We start from the raw sequence: 19,534 nt of genomic DNA, 5'->3' as shown, positions 1-19,534 counted from the left end.
AGAGATACGCTAGGATTTGGGCTATATTTAATTAGAAACTTCATTTAGAGGCAGATCAGGGGGGCTGGTATTAAGAATTTCTCATTTCACAATTTCCATTTCCCCCATAATGCCATATTAATGATCATCCTCTAGCTCCACAATTTTATTTGTTATCAAGTCCTGCTCTTTTTCCGCAACTTCACTGGAAATGATCTCTTCTCTTAACAAATGGTCAATTGCTTCGTGTTGCGCATATAATGAATGTTTCAATAGTGCCACTTTCTGTTTTTCTTTTAGTTCAGGATGGTTATGGAAAAGCTCCTTTATATCATTGTGCAATGTCGTACGCTGTTTTTCGTATTCATCGATAATCTCTTTTGATACCACTTCTGATACAAATAATTTCTTTCTAACATTTATGATTTCCTGAATACCTGTTTCAAATCGATGGGCACGTGCAATAAATACTTCATACGCTTGATTGCCATTTTCTATTTTATTCACGCCTAACCAAGAAATAAGTGGTTTGATGGATAAGCCTTGTACAACAAGGGAGAACAATACCACACTAAAAGCCAGGAGCAAGATTTCTTCCCGCCCTTCAAAATCTCTCGGAAGACTAAGTACTAGAGCGATGGATAATGATCCCTTCAGACCGCCCCAATTGAGTATATGCTTCCAGGAAAGTGGGATATTCTTGATGAAAAAAAGGCTACAATATACCGTAATGCTTCTGGCAATAAGTACGATTAAAATGGCGATAAAAATCAGTCCCCAGTTTTCTGCGACGTTGATTCTTGTAATTTCCAACCCCACCATTAAGAAGACGAGGGAATTTGCAAGCAGTGTTGCTACATCCCAAAAATTATTAATATTTAATTTGGTTGCAGGGCTCATTCCGATTTTTGAACCATAGTTTCCAAATATAAGTGCGGCAACAACAACGGCAATTACACCGGATGCTTCAACACTTTCAGCAAGTAAGAAGGAGCCGTAAAAGAGAATGATACTAAATATGATCTCCAATGGGTAATCATCAAAAAATCTTGTTAGATGTGAGAACCCATAGCCTAGTAAAGCACCGATTATCAGACCTAATGCTACTACTTTAATAAATTCCCATATGCCATAACCTGCTCCTAAAAGCCCAAGATCGATATAGGAGATTAAGGAAAAAGCCGATATGTTAAATAAGACAACTGCTAGTCCATCATTAAACAAGCTTTCTCCTTCAATGACAGTAGCAAGCCTTTTTTTAACACCTACGCTTTTAAAGATAGACAAAACACTAACCGGATCAGTTGCACTCATTATCGCTGCAAATACAAAGGCGGCAGGGAGTGAAAACTGTAAAAGCCAAGTAGAAGAAAAACCGATGATGATAAAAGATAAAAAAGTTCCGCCAAATGCCAGTGTAAGAATAGGTTTTTTATTATCATTTAAGTGTGAAAAGGGCAGCTTCAATGCTGCTTCTCCCAATAGAGCAGGCAAGAACAACGTAATAATGACAAAATTGAAAACTTCCCCTTCTGTAATAAAGTCCTTTAATGGTTCCAATACCGGAATGTTGACAAGACCAATGATTGCCCCAACAATGACTAAAGCAATGGGATAAGGCTGTTTGAACTTTTTTGCAATCGCCGTAATGCCAGCTGCAATCATAACTAAAATAAGTCCGAGTTCAAATATATGATGTAAATCTAAATCATGCACGATTCGTTCCTCCCTTATTGCTTTACGGTACTTTTCATCCTTGCTACATAAGAAATACATTATGATTCATGTGAATAAGGGAACTAAAAGAGACAGGCATTCCCAAATCATTCCTAGCAACTCTACCGCCTACTACAATGCTCGCCAATCCAAAACTATTCAACAAATATTCAGCTGAGTAAATTTCATCTGGATTAACTGCTCCAATTATTATGTCCGTTATCCGTGGTTTCCATAGATAAATAACTTAAAAAGTCCGATGTATAAATCGATTGCGCACTGCCTGTTAACCAGTGGGCAAATCCCACGTGAGATAGTTTGCGAAAGCGTGATTGAATCAAATTTCTTATCAATTATTGTTTCCAATCCATCATATATAATGAAGTGGTCTACTAAAAATTTCATTTTTTTAATCTTGTTAGCAACTATTATAGGGTCATGATGAAAATGATAATGATGAAGTCTATCAATACATTAGCTTATTCCAGCCTATCCAAGACAAATAAGTTCAGATAGGCTTTTCTTTATAAGAATTTCTTATTTATGCTTAAATGGAAATATATTTGTGGAATAGTATTTAAAGCACAACAACTATCAAAATAATAAAGTCGATGTCATCTATAATTTTATTCAGGAGTGAGGCAAATGAATGAATATATACAGTTAATGATTGATTGGATTGAGGGGAAATTTAAAGAAGAATTTTCGTTAGAGGATTTAGCTAGTTATATGGGGTACTCCCCTTATTATTGTTCTTTTAAATTCCATCAGGTAACAGGTGTTAGCATTAGACGCTATATTCTTCTAAGAAGGCTGTATTTATCTACGGAAGATTTAGCAAATAATCGGAAGATAATCGATATTGCATTTGATTATCATTATTCATCCCAAGAATCCTATAGCAGGGCTTTTAAAACAATTTTTGGTGTTAGTCCAAAAGAATTTCAACTCAATCAAATGCCTGTTCAATCATATGCTAAGCTCACTATTAATCAGGGTGAGGATGGTTGTAGAGTGAATATGTCTAGAGAAACTGAGGTTGAACAATTAAAAAATAGGAGGAGAGAATTATTTGACCAAAATGTACTGAACATATTGAACGGTCAAGTAATATATGAGGAATTTAAAAATAAAAAGCTAATGGGAGACTCTGATTACTCACCGTTCAATGAAGCAATGTGTGTAAATGCGACGACAACATCTGTTTTCGATCATGCGTTTATTCAAACAAGAGCAGCAGGACATGGTGATTCTGAAAAAAAATACAGAAACAAGGTAATAAAGCCCTTAAATAATCTGTTCGAGAAAAGCTATGACTATATTGTTTTATGGTTTGGGGAAGATATGTTTTGTCAAATGAATCTTCTAACGATCCTTGCCTATCTTGAACAGTCTCAGTATAGAGGTAAAATATTCTTAAATAGCTTTAGAGAGGATGAATTTAAAGTAAGCCAAACGGAGCTTACTTTAGGTAACTATTATTCCGTCTATGAAGAAGTATTGGTCAATCATTTAAAACCAACTAATGAAGTACCGCCAGTGATGTATCAAGCTATAGAGTTATTTTTAGAAATGCAGACAGAAAATAACAAGGTCAGAAGATATATTTTAAAAAATAAACATTTACCTTCGTCCGAATTGCTTAAGCGATTATTCGAGGTTTTTCCAACATTAGGATATGGGGATTCACAATATATGAGGTTGATTGATCAAATAAAGTGAATGAATAAATCAAAAGATATAATCTCAAGTTTGACAGTGAAAACCACAAGAGTCCTGATGATAAGGGTACTTGTGGTTTTTGGGGCGAAAAAATGCGTAACATTTTTATTTTTTCGTTTGTTTAATTATTTTTTTCATATACTTTTGTTCTACGATTCAGTATCTGTTCTAAAACCAAAAACGTAGTGCGGCTGATCGGTTAAAAATGTTCTTGTATACGTTCATTTGGATGTTCTGGGATAGAAACTTTTGTAAATAGATATGTTATCTATTTCCCCTTGTACACCTGCTTCATAGCAAAGATTCCGATATTATATCTTGATTAGGCAAGATACTCGTCCTTAAGAGCAACATTTGAGGTAAGGTTAAAGAAGGATCGCTTAAAGCCCCTGTAGTACCATAATCTTCAATTTGTCTATAAGTATTGATAGTCCTTTATTTTACCGACAAGAAAAACAAAAACCAGACAGCGTGATTTTGTTCATCTGATGCTGCACGACGAAACCTATCCTTGATTGTCCTATCCTGTGCTTTATCTGCGATATCTAAATAAAAATCGACAGCTTCTTGTTCATCTTTAAAGGCAAAGTCAATGCCTGCACTATAATTGTCTGGACATTCCTCAATGATTTGATAAGTTGGCTGCCTGTCGGCTAAATTCATAAAAATTCTAATAAATTCTTCAAAATGTCTTTTTTCATCTTTTTGTATTTCAATTATTTTGTCCCTAGTATCTTGTGTAGGCGCCATGCTAGCTAATTTCTCATAACAAGAAATTGCACTGTACTCAGCATTAATTGCTTTTTGGATATCATTTAGAAGTTGAGTATCAGGTGCCGACCGATAAAAATCATTATAATATGGAAAATAATATGGTTGATTTGAATACATAATTGTCCTCCTTTTTATAACTTATGACTTATTCTATGCATTGTATATAGGTCGGTGTGTATATTGAGGGGTTTTTGCTAAATGTATTGTTAATCTTTAGTGTTAGGATAAAAGAATTTATCGGACATAAGGAAAACTATATGTACCCTGCTTTACCATAAATAAGGTGATGAACCGTACCACAAGTAATTGAGGTTTCTCCTAAAATACGTGAAAAAATCTACCAAAATAGGAGAGGCTAATCCAAAGCAGATAAACCTGTTTTATTTTATTGTGGAAAAAAACAAAAATATACTTATACCGAAAGAATTAAAGCCTGAACAGCTGAAAAGATTGAGTCAGCTAAACGAACTTCTAGATAATGACCTAAATTGAAGGTTTAGCTTTCATTCTAACTTCCAGTCTCCGATATACTAACGCAAGCACCATACCCGGAATAGTACAAACAATCATTCCAATAAAAGCAAATCTTGGTTCGATTTCGTATAAATAACCACCAAAGATGGTGAATACAGCAGTACTCCAGCTTAGTGCCAATGCAGAATAAATACCTTGTGCTTTCGGTATCTGTGCATGTGGAATATTTTTGATTAAGTATTTCATAAAGGCATAATGTGCCATTGCGAACGAGAATGCATGTAAGGTTTGCGCGATACAGAAAATGATCACACTTGGAAAGGCAAACACTAATATCCAACGTACAGTTGAACCAATTGCTGCAAGTGTCAGTAAAGAGCCTACGGAAAATTTATTAAATCTTTTATCTGCAATGGAGAAGAAGATGATTTCTGCAATCACCGCAATGTTGATAATGAGACCAATCAAGTACATTGGTGCGTTGATTTCTTGTAGAAATATATAGCCGTAATTGTAATAAGTAGCATGTGCCGCTTGCAGTAAAATGACAATAAGGATTACCAGGCTAAAGTGTTTAATACGGAATAAATGTAACATGCCTCCCTTTTGTGTTTGGTCTACTTGTGGCTTTTCCGATAAAATAACAGGTGCACGCATAAAACCAAGACACACAAATCCAGCTATACCAAGTAACAGTGCCCATAAAATCACTTCATCACCAAGCATCCCAGTAAAAATGGTTAAAATCATACCGACGGAGACAAACCCAATGGATCCCCACTGACGACTTCTTCCATAATGTCTTAATTGTTTGCTTTGCACGAGGACACCGGCAGCACTATCTAACGCAGGCATCAGCGTTGGATAAAATATATGTAATACGATCGTTACTATTAGTAAACTAGCAAAAGAACTCGCCGGAATATAACAGATAATAGCAACCAGTGTACCAATTCCCGCTATATGTAATATCAGTTTACTGCTGAGCTTCCCTGATAAATAAGGAAATGCAAATAATGTAGAAAGTCCTCTTGCAATCAATCCAAAGCTCATTATCAAACTAGCTTCTGAAACTGAAATCCCTTTTGTATTAATCATCCAACCTGCCCAATAGGGTAGAAAAATGCCCCATGTCAAAAAGAAACTAAAAAACTTTATACTCATCCACCGTTGTGTGTTCATTCTATATCCCCCTCATTGATTGCATGGTATCATGGAAGTAGATGCGAATAATATGAGATATCTCATATTTTGAGGTGAATGATGGAAATTTATAAAGGTGAGAAGAAGCGACTATATTTGGAAAAGAACTCTATAGCACATTTATTTTCCTTCCCAGTCGAAGAGTTTATGGAAGTACATGAATATCAACGAGATGATTGGATTATACAGGAAGGAATGAGACCTGATTTTCTATTTTATGTTATGGAGGGGAAAGCGAAGATATATATAACACATCAAAATGGGAAAGTATCTTTAATTAATTTTATCAATGCCAATGACTATATTGGGGAAATGGAATTATTACATGATGTGTACTATACAAAAGGAATCCAAGCCTCAACGAAGACTATTTGTTTTGCGCTTCCTATCCATTACTATCGCAAACAATTGTTGGAAGATGCGAAATTTCTAAGAGAATTAACTAAGTTTTTAAGTGTGAAGGCAACACTTATGGCAGCGAAGTATACACAAAGTCTAGCATTCCCACTTGAAAACCGGCTAGCGGATTTTATTCTGCAAACTGGAGATAAAGGGATATATAAGGAGAAACACGTGACGGTTTGTGATTATTTAGGTGTATCCTATCGGCACTTATTGCATGTGCTTACACAATTTTGCGATAAAGGATACTTGCAAAAGGAAGGACGGAACTATCAAATTAACCAGTATGATTCCTTGTATGAACTTGCCGGGGTGTTGAGGAATTAGCAACCATTTAGATGAAAATTTGTTGTTCCGTAAGAATAAAGAGAGGATCCTGATTCACCACTTAAAAAGGTAGACCTCAACTTTCGCATAGCAAATGCGAACCAGTTGAGGTCAGGTAAAATCTTATTTTTTTCTAAGGCTTACATTTTAATCGTAACGTTTTTAGTTAGCGAGCGGATCAACCAAATCAACAGGATAACGAGTAAAAATATAACGGGCACTGCAATGTTTACTGGTAACTCGATGAATGAATAGTTTTCAAGTACTGGTAAATTCAGTGTGTTTCTCACTAGTACGTTCTCAAACGTTAAGATAACTATTGCAAGTAGAATAAATCCTAACCCGATAATAGTATGAAACCGGTAAAATGCTGCACCGATCAACCAACCAGCTAAATAATACATTAAAATATTTAAACTAAATATGCCAAGCGCTAAAATCACATTATTTTCAGGGTTAACGTAAGGAGTTAAAATAAGAAACTGAATAATGTCTCCTATTAGATTACTATCGCTTCCAAATGAGTCAAAGTTTGGTTCTTTAAAGGTCATACTTGCTACATTCTGTAAAATAAATTGTGTTAATACAGATATGACCAAGGCTATTATTGGAAGAATAATAGCTAAACCAATGGATGCCAAAGACGCTCCTTTAAAGTAATCCTTCCTTGTTACACCATTTCCTACATAATGCGGGAGAAAGGAAATGGATATGATCCCAATAATGAATGTAAAAAAGTTGGCTACGATAAAGAATGAACTATAGAAATTATCTGGGGCGTCTCCTTGATTGGCGCCGAGTATTAGCTTACCAATCTGTATGATCAACATGACACCGAAAACACCAAATGCCCAGACCATTTGAACCCAAAACATATCCTTCGTAACTTTAAGATAGATTGCATTATTCTTCATTTGTTTTCCTCCTCGGTTAAATGGATAAATAAATCATGAAGGGGGATGGGTGTTACTTCAAGACCCTTATCCAATGCAGCTTGTTTCTTATCGTCACGAAGTTCTCCGTAAATCATTACCGATTTCGTACCGCCTAACTGTTTGAAGTTAATTTGGTTCATGGACTGCACAAAATCATCTACGATTTCTGTATTTCCAGTAATAGTTGCTCCTTTTGACATAAGGGAATGGAATTCCTCTTGAAGAAGGATTTTGCCTTTGTTTAATAAAATGACCTCATCAAATAAATAATCCATTTCAGATACGAGATGGGTCGAGAGGATCATAATTCTCGGATGATCATGTTGATCTTGTAATAATTCTTTATAAAATATATCTCTCGACGGAGCATCCATACCTAGGTATACCTCATCAAATATCGTGACCGGTGTTCTACTCGCTAACCCGATGATGACATTAAGTGCAGATTGCATTCCTTTTGAAAAATGTTTGATCGGTTTCTTTTTGTTGAGTTTAAATTTCTCTATAAGATCTTCCGCATAGCTCATATCAAAATTGGGTCGATATCTCTGAACGTCTTTCAGTAAATTTATTACATGACTCGACTCTTCTTTATAGCTTTTATCATATAAAAAGGCTACTTGCTGCATGATGTTTGCATTCTCAAATGGATCTTCTCCATCGATGGTAACTGACCCCTTGGAGGGTTTATTAAATGAGGCAAGAATGGATAAAAGGGTTGTTTTACCAGCACCATTTCTACCTAGTAGTCCATATATTTTCTTTTCGTTTAGCTCACATGTTACATCTTCCAGAGCTGTATGGTTGCTATAGCTTAAACTAAGGTTTTCCACTTTAATGTTCATTGGTATCACCTCTTTTTACTTTTTTTATTAAACGAATAATGTCATTTTCCTCAATTTCTAGCTTGTCAGCTTCATGAACCAATTTGACAATATAATCCTCCATAAAGGATGCCTTTCGCTTCTCAATCAATTTTTCTCTCGCCCCAACAGCAACAAACATTCCAATTCCCCTCTTCTTGTAAAGAATACCTTCATCCACCAATGGGTTAATTCCTTTTGATACAGTGGCATGGTTAATTTTATAAAAATCAACCAACTGATTAGTAGATGGCGCCTGTTCCTCTTCTTTTAGCTGATGATTAATAATCTGATCTTCGATTATTTCGCGAACCTGGACATATATTGGTTTATCTTGGACAAACGGACCTCTCATTTTTATCTCCCACTATCCTTCGTTTTGTTATACACTCATACGGTTATATACTTATGTGTATAACCATAACAGCATATGTGTAATCAGTCAATATGGAAATGATGAAAATAATAAAAATAGGCCAATCCACCTTGCAGGAATGGGATTGATCCATATGGGTTGTCTTACGTTTCAAATTTTTTACTTCTATATGTAACGGCAATGGAAGTGTTGGATATTGGCAAAATTAGATGTCTTTACTGAAGAAACTCTCGAGGCGTGGTACAACTACTTCAAAACGGGTGACGCAAAATATTTCTACAATTTAATGGAGACACTAGAAAAACTTTAGTGATATGAAAAAGTGTTCAATCATCAGGCGCAATTCTTTTCTAAGAATTGTGTCCTTTTCAACATGATCAAATAATGAACGAAGCAGGGAATGTGTAAAGTGTTGTCGAAGTAGTTACTCAAGAAAAAATAAAAGCTTTATTATGGAAGGGTAGTACAAATGAAGGGAGAAAGGGTAATGAATAAAAATCCATTCAGCAACTTTAGCTCCAACTGGAAAAGCGACAATAACGCATATAAGGATCAAGGTGTTGAATAAAAAGAATACTACCTATTAAGCAATCGAGAAGAAATCTTTAGGAGACATTTGAAATAAACTTAGGAACATAGGAGGTGTGGGATATGAAGATACATCGAATAGATCATGTGGGTATAATCGTCAATGATCTTCCTGCGGCGAAAGCGTTTTTTCTTGAACTTGGGCTTGAAATGCTGGGGGAAGGAGAAGTGGAAGGAGAGTGGGTAGAGCGGATAATAGGGCTGCAAGACGTGAAAGAGGAAGTTGTAATGTTGCGAACGCCAGATGGTGAAGCGGATATAGAACTAGTAAAATTTCACAAGCCATCAGATGAGAATGGCATACAGCATCCTTTGGCAAATACTTTGGGTATCCGGCATATTGCATTCGCTGTTGAAGATATTGAAGCCCTTGTTTCCAAATTGAAAAATAAAGGCGCAGAGCTTATTGGTGAAATACAAAACTATGAAAACGCTTATAAGTTATGCTATATACGTGGCCCAGAGGGAATTATTTTAGAGTTGGCAGAGCAAATTAAATAAACATAGTAGGGTAACTTGTAATCAAAGTAGTTTAACAATACCAGTTAATACTAGTTAATAGATGTTCCAGAAATGGGTGCTATCCTTGGATAAGGGTAGTGCTTTTTCCTTTTAAGAGTCATTATGTGGAATAAATATTTTCACATGAAAAAAATATTTTAATTATGTTATTAAAGAATTTAACCGCAAAAAACAGGAAGAAATCTCACCTCTTCCTTGGTACGCTAAATATAGAAAAAGGGGTGAGAGGAGTATGGACAATAAATCTATTGGATTATTTCAAGGAATTGCGTTATATATTGCAGCTGTTCTGGGATCAGGCGTGCTGTTTGTGTCAGGGGTTACGGCATCAATTGCTGGTCCTGCTTCCATCATATCGTGGCTAATAGTGATTCTAATAAGTTTTCCACTTGCTTACACGTTTGCGAGTTTAGCTCGAAAATATCCTGATGCGGGTGGAACTGCAACCTTTGTTAGAATTTCTTTTGGATATCATCTTGGTAATATTGTCGGCTGGTTTTATTTTGTAACAGCAGCAGTCGGACAAACGATTGTATCCTTGACTGGTGCTTTTTATGTTAGTAAAGCATTTGGATTTTCACATGTTGAAACTACTCTAATTGCCATCCTCATTTTGGTGATCGCAGGAGTTTCAAATTTTTATGGTGTAACTGTCAGTGGTAACGTCGCGTTGATTTTAAGTACTTGTTTACTGGTTCTTTTATTGTTAACTATATTTGTATCGTTACCAAATATACAATGGAATAATTTCATCCCATTTGCTCCGAATGGATGGTTTTCTGTTGGAAGTGCTATAACTATTATATTTTGGTCTTTTTTCGGTTGGGAGGCGATTTGTAGTCTGGCGAATAACTTTAAAAGGCCGGAAAAAGATATTGTAAAAGGTACAATTGTTAGTGCAATTGTAATTGGCATATTATTCTTGGCGCTAAGCCTTGTCACTATTGGAACAGCAACCTATGGAAGTATAGAAAGTAACCTATCTCCTATTGGTGTTATAATGGAAGATACAATGGGAATAGGTGCTAAAGTTGTTACGGCTGTATTAGCGTTAATCATATGTACAGGAACAGTGAATGCATTTGTAGCTAGTCTCATTCAACTAGGGTATTCGTTAAGTAGAGATGGTGCTTTTCCAAAAGCTTTTTCAATAATGGATAAAACGACGCAAATTCCTAGACGGATGGTTTTATTTGTTATCTTTTTTGCGATAGCAGGTATTCTAGTAACTGTGGCCCTATCACTGACATTTAACGATATTTTGTTTATACCGACTTCCCTCGGAATATTAGTCTACATTTTTTCGATGGCGGCAGGTGTTAAATTGTTTAAGAAGAATAAGCTGGATTGGTGGGCATCGTTAGTATCTTTAATTTTATGTTTATTTGTGATTCCATTTTTTCAATTGTACATTTTAACCCCGTTAATTGTCGTGGCTATATATGTGATTTATATGTTTTTTGTTAAGAGGATTTTTTCCTATAAGGAAGTGGTGAAATCTAATGTTGGATCAAAATAAGATCTCGAAGGACACCATGTGGGAAGCAACAGTTACATGTAACCCTGAATATGATGGGAAGTTTTTTTATGCGATAAAGACAACAGGGATTTTTTGTCGGCCATCTTGTAAGTCAAAAACCCCAAAGTATAAAAATGTATCCTATTTTTTTGATGCTGCCAATGCCCAAAAAGCAGGATATCGCCCCTGTAAAAGATGCCGCCCCGATCTAAAAATAAAAAAATATGACCCTCTCGAATCGATAATAGAGGATACGAAGAGAATTATAGAAAATAATTACAGGAAAAACATTCATCTAATTGATATAGCATCAGATGTAGGTGTCAGCCCTTTTTATTTGAATCGACTCTTTAAGGACAGGACTGGGTATACGCCACGTATGTTTTTGGAAAAGGCTAGAATCGAGCAGGCGAAAGAGCTTCTTCTCACAACTACCTTGAATAGTACTGAAGTTGGTTATCAAGTAGGCTATATAAGCATTTCCAGCTTTTATAATGCGTTTAAACGCAGCACTGGACTTACACCGAGTCAATTTCAAGCTAATTATGTAGAAACAACAACTGAATAAGAAAATTGAATTCTTATTCCTTCCACAGGTGGGCGCTTTTGTTGAATAAGAAAATTATTAAAATACCCCAAAACATACAATTTTTTATTCTAATCGTATGTGTTGGGGTTATTTGTATGCATGATGTGTGGTTACATTATGGCCTAAACTGATGTCAGTCGTTTTCTTGCCGATCTCCGCTTTGGATTGATCGGAATATGTTTCATGGCATTTGCCAGTCCGTACTGTGGCATGTTTCCGTAGATGGATTCATAACGCCCTTTCTGAACCTCGTAGGTTTCATGGTAGATACCAACCGCATCGCTATTGCCGATCTTTTGGTTGAAGTTCTTCCAGGCCTTTAAATGCTTTTCACCCTTGGCATAGGCAAGTAAATCCTCGGTAGAGCGCCAGTATTGAATCATGACCGTTGTCCGGAGTCCGATAAAGCTCTCCATCGACAAAAATCCAAGTTCTTCTTTCTTGGTATAAAGCTCTTTTATCATGGGCGGCATGGCGTTAAATACGGGCAGCCATTTGTGAATGGCTCGCCGCTTGTTGATTCGCATCCCAATGATAAATACTACCAGGTCTTCCTCATTTTCCGTTGTAAACCTTCCGTTAAAGATCGCTTTGCTCATTTTAGCTTCCTCCTTTTAGATGGCTTCCATCGTTGCCTGGCACCAGTCAATCGCAGCCAATGTGGTTCGTTTTCCATAATCTAGTGTAAATAACCAGTATCGCGCGTCGGGATCATTATCATGATGTGTCCTAATTGATTGTTCGATGGCAGTGTATGTTTGCAGGCGTTCCTCCAGCTTTTGTTTGTAGTCTTCAAGCTGAAGGTAGGTTTGTTCCTCCGATTGATATCTGCCAAAAAATAGCTTCAGTAGCACTTCATTTCGTTCCACCGGAATCTGTTCAATAGGTTGGTTAAGCCAGCTTTTCAAGGTTTCGGCTCCCTTATCGGTGAGTTCATATTCCTTTCTGTCCGGCTTTCCATCCTGCGAGGTAGTCTTAACAGTGGCCAGTTCATTTTCGACGAGCAGTTTCAACGTAGGATAGATCTGACCATAACTGATTTTCCAAAAGTGGTTAAGGCTTCGATCCATCAGCTGCTTAATGGTATAACCTGATTTGCAGCCGGTCGTTAGAATTCCAAGTATCGCGTAGGTTGTATTATTGTACTTTGTCATGTGGACCACCCTATCTTTATGCTATATATCATTTAGATATATAATACAGGAAAGAATTGCAGAATGGAAGAGGGAATGTTGAAAAAATCTGAAAAATTATTGTAAAATATTTTCGGAAATGAGAGGAAGGGTTAAGGCAGTGCCTAAAATTGCAAAATCAGTGTACAGTCCTTAGGATGACGGTAGGAGGGATAATATGAAGATAGAGGCGATACGTTTCACTTTCTTAACTACTCAGACGTGTAAATATCTTTGGACTATCTCGGCATGGCGTTAGTATGAAGGATACAGCGAAGGTTACTTGACGATTCAAAGAATTGTAGTTTTCGCTGAAGGATATGGACAATCTAGGGTTAGGGGACGACAGAATTGTCCCCTAGAATGACACAAGAAAGTGGTTTCTAACTATAGTCCGGGAGAGTCAGAAGTGTTTAATGATTATATAATTAGGTATAAAGTTTAATTCCAATTGTAGGGGGGATGAATGATGTACACCATCGGTCAAGTAGCAAGTTTTTTAGGTGTTTCCAGAGATACATTAAAGTATTATGAGGAGAAGGAATTGGTCAAACCAAAGTATGATGATCAAAATGGTTATAGAAAATATAATCAATTTGATATTCATGATGTTGTAACAATAAATTTTTATAGAGAACTAGATATTGAGATTAAGAAAATCCAGGAGATCAGAAAAAGTAAGAATATAGATGATTTGGAATATGTATTAGAGGAGAAAGAAGAGAAAATACTTGAGGAACTTGAATACAAAAAACTGCTTTTGAAGCAGATAAGATCGGTGAAAGAGGACTGTTCCAAAATTAAAGAACACTTAGGGAAGTTTACGGTTAAAGAGATGAAGCCATTAGAAGTAAAAGGCGAAATAACTGATTATACGGCGTACAATGAATATGAAATTTTAAGAAATAGCACAGAAAATTTAAAGAAGGCTGTTACTCTAACGAGTGCAAGACGTGTCATACGTTTTGATAGAGAAGGGATTAAAGATGATAAATTTATAATTGTTACAAAAGTAGAAGATACTGACAAAAATCTTAAAGGTGAGGTCCATGCTTACCCAAAGTGTATTTATACAGTTGTAGAAAATGGTAGAGCGGTAGATGGCGGGAAGAGTATTGATCATGAAGTAGGAGAAAGGCTGTTAAAAATAGCACAAGAAAAAGGATATGAATTAGTAGGTATAGCTTACATAAACATATTATTGACAATGTATGAAGATGGTCTTGAGCGTGTTTTTTTAGAAATGTATTCCCCCATAAAATAAATTGAAAAAGTATTGAGCTGGGGGTAAGCCACAGGTTTAAAATAAACTCATTAGTAAATGAAACTTTTTCCATTACGAATGATTTATTTTAGAGGAGTGGTAAATTATGAAAGAGAATAAAACATTAAAGAGATCGTTGTTATACTTTGTTACTGTAAGTTATGTAATATTTTTTGTGTTTTTTATGGTGATCGGTTTAGGTATGCTGTTAGGTGTTCCAGAGAGTATAACGAACATTTTACAAATTATCTCTGCATGGTCATCAACCTTTGCTTTTGTAATTTTATATAAAAAGATCTATCCGGGGTTAAAGCTAAAGGATTTTGTAATAAAGCAATTTGCTCCGAGACTTAGGTATTCTGTTCTTAGCACCGTAGTAATCATTCAAATTATAATCATCGCTGTGACTATATTTCTGCTCTCAATGACAAACGATGCTCCAAAATTAGCATTATCATTTACAGGTCTGGGGCTATTGATCATTGCTTTTATAGATAATTTAGTAAGGGGACCTTTAGGTGAAGAGTTAGGTTGGAGAGGATTTGCATTGAATCAACTTCAAAAGCAGTTCTCTCCATTAAGATCAGCTCTAATCGTAGGTGTCTTATGGGGGTTTTGGCACACTCCACTATGGTTTGCCTCGGGTTATACTGGTGTGAATTTAATCAAGTATATTGTGTTTTTTATGGTTGGAATTTTATCTTATTCAATTATTGTGACCATGTTCTACAATCTAAATAAGAACCTAGTGATACCGATTGTAAGTCACCAAGTATTTAATTTTTCTCTTGTGATGATTAAAGGAGATTTGTTAGACATAGTTGTCTATGTTATGTTTTCTTATTTTGTTGTCGCAATGATATTAGTTGTTATAAACCCTAAGAAAATTCTATACCAAAAAAGCATATGGAATTCAAGTGGTATTAAGAAATAATTAATTGTATAGGGGTTTAGCGGAATTTTATATCAATCAGAAAATTTTTCACCTCATGAAATTAAAATGCTTTTCCCCTTTGTAATATTCTCAGAGCTGTCTTTATACATCATTGAACTTCATCGATTGAAAGTTAATTGTTATGTAAAACTAAAATCGATGCTTAAGGATGAAATAATTTTTTCTGAAGAGTATCGAATGCTCGGTTAATATCCTCTAAATCTTCGTTAGAAGCAGTTTGTATTCGATCTAGAAAACGGGTTTCGATTGTAGCAAATGCTTCGTTCATTACAGCTTTCCCTTCCTCCGATAGATAAATATATTGTTTTCGACGGTCTTTACGATCACTTATCTTTTCAATTAATTTTTTCTCACTTAGCTTGCTAAGCTCGCGACTAGTATTTGACATAGACATATTTTGACAATCGTTAATTTCACTAGGAGTCACGGGTTGACTAACAGTAATAAATTCAAGAATGTTATATTGAACTTGCGATATTGAATTAGGCTTTGCGTTTTTCGTTAATTCATTTTTCACACGATGAACAGAAGTTGTAAATGATACGAGTTTGTAAAAAAGTTCTTTTTTGTCCATATTCTCACCTCTTAAAGAAAAGATATCAAAGTATTTATCAAAATACAATTATCATTTGATAATTAATTATCGAGGTGGTACAATTTAGTTATCAAATGATAATTAAGGGGTGCTTGATTTATGAAAATGTTAATCATTTATACTTATCCCAATCATAATAGTTTAAATTATGCATTTTTACAAAACGTTATCAAAGGCAGTAAACAAAATTCCAATATTAAAGAGTTACAGATTTTAGATTTATATGATGAGGGATTTAACCCACTTCTAGTGTTTAACGAGCAAAAACGAAGACGTGATATGCATACTGATCCTGATATTGAAAAGTATAGACAACAAATTACATGGGCAGATAAAATAGTATTTATCTACCCCATTTGGTGGGGAAGACCTCCCGCGATGCTTTTGGGATATATCGATCAATTATTTGCTTCCAATTTCGCCTATAAGGATAAGAAGGGACTCTTTCCGGATGGGCTATTGAAAGGAAAGTCTGTTGTATGTGTATCTACTATGAAGGGTCCTACTCACTATCCACTTATTTGGTTAAATAATGCACATAAAACTCTTATGAAAAGAGCCTTATTTAATTTTGTGGGAATTAAGAAAGTGAAATTCTTTGAATTTGGGAATATGGAAAGTCCAAGGGGAAAACAAATGAAAAAACTAGATAAGATTTATAATTATTTTAAAAGATTAGTCCTCTAAGATAACGCGATACCTCCATTTAGATATGTCACAGTGAATCGTTCCAAAATACGCATATAGTCTTTATGTTTTACAGTAGAAACGAAAGCTCTATGGCGAGGGTTGGTGATAGAAGATTTCCCGGATTTTGAGAGTCGCATCCCCAAATATCACCTTGCCTCCTTCCTAGGACTTAGCCCAGTATCATTAAGTAGGGTTAAAATTCACCTAAACTGGTAACAGAATAAGAATCGATAAAAAATATCATTAGAACTTTTTGAACAAGGGTGATCGTATCAATTATAAAATATGATCAACTCTTTTTTTGTCGTGCTAAATATTTTTTAAATTTTCTATTGAACCACACGTTACGTGTTGTTTTATACTTAAGGAAATACAAAAGGGGTGAAGAAATGTACACGATAGGGAAATTATCTAAAAACACTGGGGTAACAGTGAGGACGTTAGATTATTATGATGAAATTGATTTGATCAAACCCTCATCAAAAACAAGTGGTGGTCACCGTTTATACAATGAAGACGATTTAATGCGGTTAGAACGTGTTTTAGCATTAAAATATATGGGATTCACACTGGAACAAATTAAAGATATATTGAAAAATTCAACTTCGACCTGGCAGCAATCGATCCAACAACAGTTAGAAATGGTAAAGCGGGAACAGGAACGATTAAAGATGTTAGAACAAGCTCTTCTAGGTGTATCGTATTCCATTGAATTTGAAGGAGAAATTAATTGGCCAATCATTTTTAGCATTATCCAATTGTATCAACAAGATCCTGGGGATGTCTTACAACAATATGAAGATTACCTAAACAGCGAAGAAATGGAAAAAATTATGGACATGAATCCACAACAAATGAGTGAGGAAGACATCAAGGGATGGATGAGGGTTATTAGTGATATCAAGAATAACCTCGAAATTGATCCAAGTTCAGTAAAGGCGCAACAATTAGTTGAAAGGTGGTTAAGCCAAGTGAAAAATATGTTTGGAGATGATGAAGAATTACTTGGAGATATGTGGGAAGCGCTACAAAATTTAAAGGATGGTATTGCTTTTTACCCTATGGATAAAGATGTCATCCATTTCATTGAACGTGTATTTATGGCAAAGGAGGAGTTGAAATAATGGTTCTCCATGTAAAAGACGTTACGAAGGTTTTCTCTGGTAGAGGTAAGTCTAAGAAAATTGCCAATGACAATGTTACATTTACGATAGATGAAGGAGAAATATTTGGGCTACTTGGACAGAACGGTGCTGGGAAAACGACTTTAGTCAATCAGATATTAGGACTATTAACACCTGATCGTGGTGACATCCACTTACTAGGCGAATCGGTAATTCAGTCACCTACTCGTGCGCGATCTATTTGTTCCGTACAGCCACAATCCCAAGTACCTTTGGGTTTTCTTACACCTAAGCAAGCCGTTACCCTTATTGGTAAAATGCGTGCGGGGAAAAATTATAATCCGAAGCGGCTAGAAATGCTTTTTGAGGCGTTGGATATGGGCGAGTGGGCAAATACGGAAGGTGAGAAGCTTTCAGGAGGTGCGAAACGATTGACAGCTTTTTGTATGGCGGTGATTGCTCCGGGTAAATTAGTTATTCTTGATGAACCTACAAATGATGTTGATCCAGTTCGTAGGCGCTATCTATGGCAGGTGATCCGTGATTTAACAAATGACGGTACGTCCGTTATTTTAGTAACGCATAATGTGGTAGAAGCTGAAAAGGCGGTTGATCGTGTAGCTATCATAAATCGAGGGCAATTTATAGCCCAAGGGACCCCTTCAGAAATAAAAAGCTCAGTAAGTGATCAGATGCGTATGGAGCTTAGTTTGGCAAAAGAGTTAGTAGATATAGAGATTCCTAACTGGGCACTTTCCTCTCATCAGAACGGATCCCGTTTCGTTTTCTCCATGGATCCTTCGAAGGTACCATCTACAATAGAGTGGGCAAAAGATCAAATGGATAGAGGTCTTATTATAGACTATTCCTTGTCTCCAACTACCATTGAGGATGCTTATATTGAATTAACGTCTAAAAGGGTGGTGGCATCGTAATGAGTATATTAAGCCATTACAAGTATGTTTTTCAATTGCAATTTCTTAGAAACTCAGGCTTTTTAATATTTATGGCGTTGATTCAAATATTGATATCAGTAGGAATTGTTATCGGATTTACCTATTTGATTCCCAATCCAGATACGAATACGATTCTTTTTTTAGCAACAGGAGCGCCTACTATTATTTTGATTTTTACAGGATTGGTTATCTTGCCTCAACAAATCGGTACTGCAAAATCAGATGGATATATGGAATTCATGCGAACATGGCCAGTTAAGCGTTCCGTTATTCTTGGAGCCGATACAACCCTATGGTTATTAATTACCGTCCCAGGTATTGTCGTTTCCTCTATTGTTGCACATCTTATGTTTAGTCCCGGATACGATATCTCTTGGACTGTAGTACCAGCTCTATTCATGATTGCATTAACATCTATAGGTGTTGGATACGGATTTTCCTATCTATTATCACCAACAGCATCACTTGGCATTTCTCAAGTAATTGTATTTGGAGCACTTATGTTTTCACCAATAAACTTCCCAATGGATCGACTTCCAGAATGGCTTCAAGCACTTCATGAAGTATTGCCCATTTATTCGATGGCTGAGGTTATGCGTGCCTCCTTAGCAGCGTCTACTTTCGATGCTAGTCTAGATAATTATATTAATCTATTAATATGGTGCATATTGGGCTATGGTGGTGCTATTTTTATCTTGAATAAGAAGTGAAATGTATTGTAAAACACGAATTCACATGGTGTTGTAAACCGCATCATGAATAGTGGTAGAACAGAAGGTTTAATAAGTT

At 35.7% G+C, this 19,534-nt stretch carries 20 protein-coding genes; 11 read left to right on the top strand and 9 right to left on the bottom strand.

The genetic code is table 11. From position 1 onward, the window contains the following. Positions 1 to 117 precede the first annotated feature (117 nt). Entirely contained in the window at positions 118 to 1,695 is a 1,578-nt protein-coding gene (locus ACFSTA_RS20260) for a Na+/H+ antiporter (protein ID WP_377558648.1), read from the bottom strand. Positions 1,696 to 2,340: 645 nt separating this feature from the next. On the opposite strand from ACFSTA_RS20260, the gene ACFSTA_RS20255 reads away from it, so the two are divergent. After that, positions 2,341 to 3,417 carry a helix-turn-helix transcriptional regulator gene (locus ACFSTA_RS20255; protein WP_377558647.1) on the top strand — a complete coding sequence of 359 codons (1,077 nt, stop codon included), beginning with the start codon at positions 2,341 to 2,343 and terminating at the stop codon, positions 3,415 to 3,417. Positions 3,418 to 3,852: 435 nt separating this feature from the next. Here ACFSTA_RS20255 and ACFSTA_RS20250 read toward each other — a convergent pair whose 3' ends face one another. Both ACFSTA_RS20250 and ACFSTA_RS20245 read right to left on the bottom strand, forming a co-directional pair. Beyond that, on the bottom strand, positions 3,853 to 4,308 hold the full coding sequence (locus tag ACFSTA_RS20250; protein ID WP_377558646.1) for a ferritin-like domain-containing protein: 456 nt from the start codon (positions 4,306 to 4,308) through the stop codon (positions 3,853 to 3,855). A 366-nt stretch (positions 4,309 to 4,674) separates the two neighbouring features. Further along, positions 4,675 to 5,847, bottom strand: a complete 1,173-nt coding sequence (locus ACFSTA_RS20245) for an MFS transporter (RefSeq protein ID WP_377558645.1) — start codon at positions 5,845 to 5,847, stop codon at positions 4,675 to 4,677. Positions 5,848 to 5,928: 81 nt separating this feature from the next. On the opposite strand from ACFSTA_RS20245, the gene yeiL reads away from it, so the two are divergent. Continuing rightward, entirely contained in the window at positions 5,929 to 6,597 is a 669-nt protein-coding gene (yeiL, locus tag ACFSTA_RS20240; RefSeq protein ID WP_377558644.1) for a transcriptional regulator YeiL, read from the top strand. Positions 6,598 to 6,737: 140 nt separating this feature from the next. Here the strand turns inward: yeiL and ACFSTA_RS20235 are convergent, their stop codons facing one another. The 3 genes from ACFSTA_RS20235 to ACFSTA_RS20225 are packed head-to-tail and all read right to left on the bottom strand — an operon-like array spanning position 6,738 to position 8,750. Continuing rightward, positions 6,738 to 7,511 (bottom strand): hypothetical protein, encoded by a 774-nt coding sequence (locus tag ACFSTA_RS20235; RefSeq protein ID WP_377558643.1) that lies wholly within the window; start codon positions 7,509 to 7,511, stop codon positions 6,738 to 6,740. Next, the gene (locus tag ACFSTA_RS20230; RefSeq protein WP_377558642.1) at positions 7,508 to 8,377 is read right to left on the bottom strand and encodes an ATP-binding cassette domain-containing protein; all 870 of its coding nucleotides are present in this window, start codon (positions 8,375 to 8,377) and stop codon (positions 7,508 to 7,510) included. The genes ACFSTA_RS20235 and ACFSTA_RS20230 overlap by 4 nt, the downstream gene beginning before the upstream one ends. Then, complete coding sequence (locus ACFSTA_RS20225) at positions 8,367 to 8,750, bottom strand: GntR family transcriptional regulator (protein ID WP_377558641.1); 384 nt, start codon at positions 8,748 to 8,750, stop codon at positions 8,367 to 8,369. The genes ACFSTA_RS20230 and ACFSTA_RS20225 overlap by 11 nt, the downstream gene beginning before the upstream one ends. Before the next feature lie 672 nt (positions 8,751 to 9,422). Between ACFSTA_RS20225 and ACFSTA_RS20220 the strand changes: the two genes are divergently transcribed. The 3 genes from ACFSTA_RS20220 to ACFSTA_RS20210 all read left to right on the top strand — a co-directional run bounded on the left by ACFSTA_RS20220 (position 9,423) and on the right by ACFSTA_RS20210 (position 11,968). Then, complete coding sequence (locus ACFSTA_RS20220; protein ID WP_377558640.1) at positions 9,423 to 9,860, top strand: VOC family protein; 438 nt, start codon at positions 9,423 to 9,425, stop codon at positions 9,858 to 9,860. A gap of 253 nt (positions 9,861 to 10,113) precedes the next feature. Then, positions 10,114 to 11,400: an APC family permease gene (locus tag ACFSTA_RS20215; RefSeq protein WP_377558639.1), complete on the top strand. Its 1,287-nt coding sequence runs from the start codon at positions 10,114 to 10,116 to the stop codon at positions 11,398 to 11,400. Further along, on the top strand, positions 11,384 to 11,968 hold the full coding sequence (locus tag ACFSTA_RS20210) for a bifunctional transcriptional activator/DNA repair enzyme AdaA (RefSeq protein ID WP_377558638.1): 585 nt from the start codon (positions 11,384 to 11,386) through the stop codon (positions 11,966 to 11,968). The genes ACFSTA_RS20215 and ACFSTA_RS20210 overlap by 17 nt, the downstream gene beginning before the upstream one ends. A gap of 143 nt (positions 11,969 to 12,111) precedes the next feature. Here the strand turns inward: ACFSTA_RS20210 and ACFSTA_RS20205 are convergent, their stop codons facing one another. Both ACFSTA_RS20205 and ACFSTA_RS20200 read right to left on the bottom strand, forming a co-directional pair. Further along, positions 12,112 to 12,588: a DUF4188 domain-containing protein gene (locus tag ACFSTA_RS20205; RefSeq protein WP_377558637.1), complete on the bottom strand. Its 477-nt coding sequence runs from the start codon at positions 12,586 to 12,588 to the stop codon at positions 12,112 to 12,114. Positions 12,589 to 12,603: 15 nt separating this feature from the next. Next, the gene (locus ACFSTA_RS20200) at positions 12,604 to 13,143 is read right to left on the bottom strand and encodes a PadR family transcriptional regulator (RefSeq protein WP_377558636.1); all 540 of its coding nucleotides are present in this window, start codon (positions 13,141 to 13,143) and stop codon (positions 12,604 to 12,606) included. A 487-nt stretch (positions 13,144 to 13,630) separates the two neighbouring features. Between ACFSTA_RS20200 and ACFSTA_RS20195 the strand changes: the two genes are divergently transcribed. Further along, positions 13,631 to 14,425 carry a MerR family transcriptional regulator gene (locus ACFSTA_RS20195; RefSeq protein ID WP_377558635.1) on the top strand — a complete coding sequence of 265 codons (795 nt, stop codon included), beginning with the start codon at positions 13,631 to 13,633 and terminating at the stop codon, positions 14,423 to 14,425. 106 nt (positions 14,426 to 14,531) lie between these two features. Next, the gene (locus ACFSTA_RS20190; protein WP_377558634.1) at positions 14,532 to 15,359 is read left to right on the top strand and encodes a CPBP family intramembrane glutamic endopeptidase; all 828 of its coding nucleotides are present in this window, start codon (positions 14,532 to 14,534) and stop codon (positions 15,357 to 15,359) included. Positions 15,360 to 15,522: 163 nt separating this feature from the next. Here ACFSTA_RS20190 and ACFSTA_RS20185 read toward each other — a convergent pair whose 3' ends face one another. Next, positions 15,523 to 15,954: a MarR family winged helix-turn-helix transcriptional regulator gene (locus ACFSTA_RS20185; protein WP_377558633.1), complete on the bottom strand. Its 432-nt coding sequence runs from the start codon at positions 15,952 to 15,954 to the stop codon at positions 15,523 to 15,525. Between the two features lie 120 nt (positions 15,955 to 16,074). Between ACFSTA_RS20185 and ACFSTA_RS20180 the strand changes: the two genes are divergently transcribed. The 4 genes from ACFSTA_RS20180 to ACFSTA_RS20165 all read left to right on the top strand — a co-directional run bounded on the left by ACFSTA_RS20180 (position 16,075) and on the right by ACFSTA_RS20165 (position 19,455). Beyond that, positions 16,075 to 16,662: an NAD(P)H-dependent oxidoreductase gene (locus ACFSTA_RS20180; protein ID WP_377558632.1), complete on the top strand. Its 588-nt coding sequence runs from the start codon at positions 16,075 to 16,077 to the stop codon at positions 16,660 to 16,662. Positions 16,663 to 17,054: 392 nt separating this feature from the next. Then, on the top strand, positions 17,055 to 17,789 hold the full coding sequence (locus ACFSTA_RS20175) for a MerR family transcriptional regulator (protein ID WP_377558631.1): 735 nt from the start codon (positions 17,055 to 17,057) through the stop codon (positions 17,787 to 17,789). Continuing rightward, positions 17,789 to 18,724 carry an ABC transporter ATP-binding protein gene (locus tag ACFSTA_RS20170; RefSeq protein ID WP_377558630.1) on the top strand — a complete coding sequence of 312 codons (936 nt, stop codon included), beginning with the start codon at positions 17,789 to 17,791 and terminating at the stop codon, positions 18,722 to 18,724. Before ACFSTA_RS20175 ends, ACFSTA_RS20170 begins: the two co-directional genes overlap by 1 nt. After that, the gene (locus ACFSTA_RS20165) at positions 18,724 to 19,455 is read left to right on the top strand and encodes an ABC transporter permease (RefSeq protein WP_377558629.1); all 732 of its coding nucleotides are present in this window, start codon (positions 18,724 to 18,726) and stop codon (positions 19,453 to 19,455) included. The genes ACFSTA_RS20170 and ACFSTA_RS20165 overlap by 1 nt, the downstream gene beginning before the upstream one ends. Positions 19,456 to 19,534: the final 79 nt, after the last annotated feature.

It is taken from the genome of Ornithinibacillus salinisoli (assembly GCF_042684965.1).
Lineage (GTDB): Bacteria > Bacillota > Bacilli > Bacillales > Amphibacillaceae > Ornithinibacillus > Ornithinibacillus salinisoli.
Note: the sequence above shows the minus strand (reverse complement) of the source record. Positions and strands in the feature narration are given on the sequence as shown.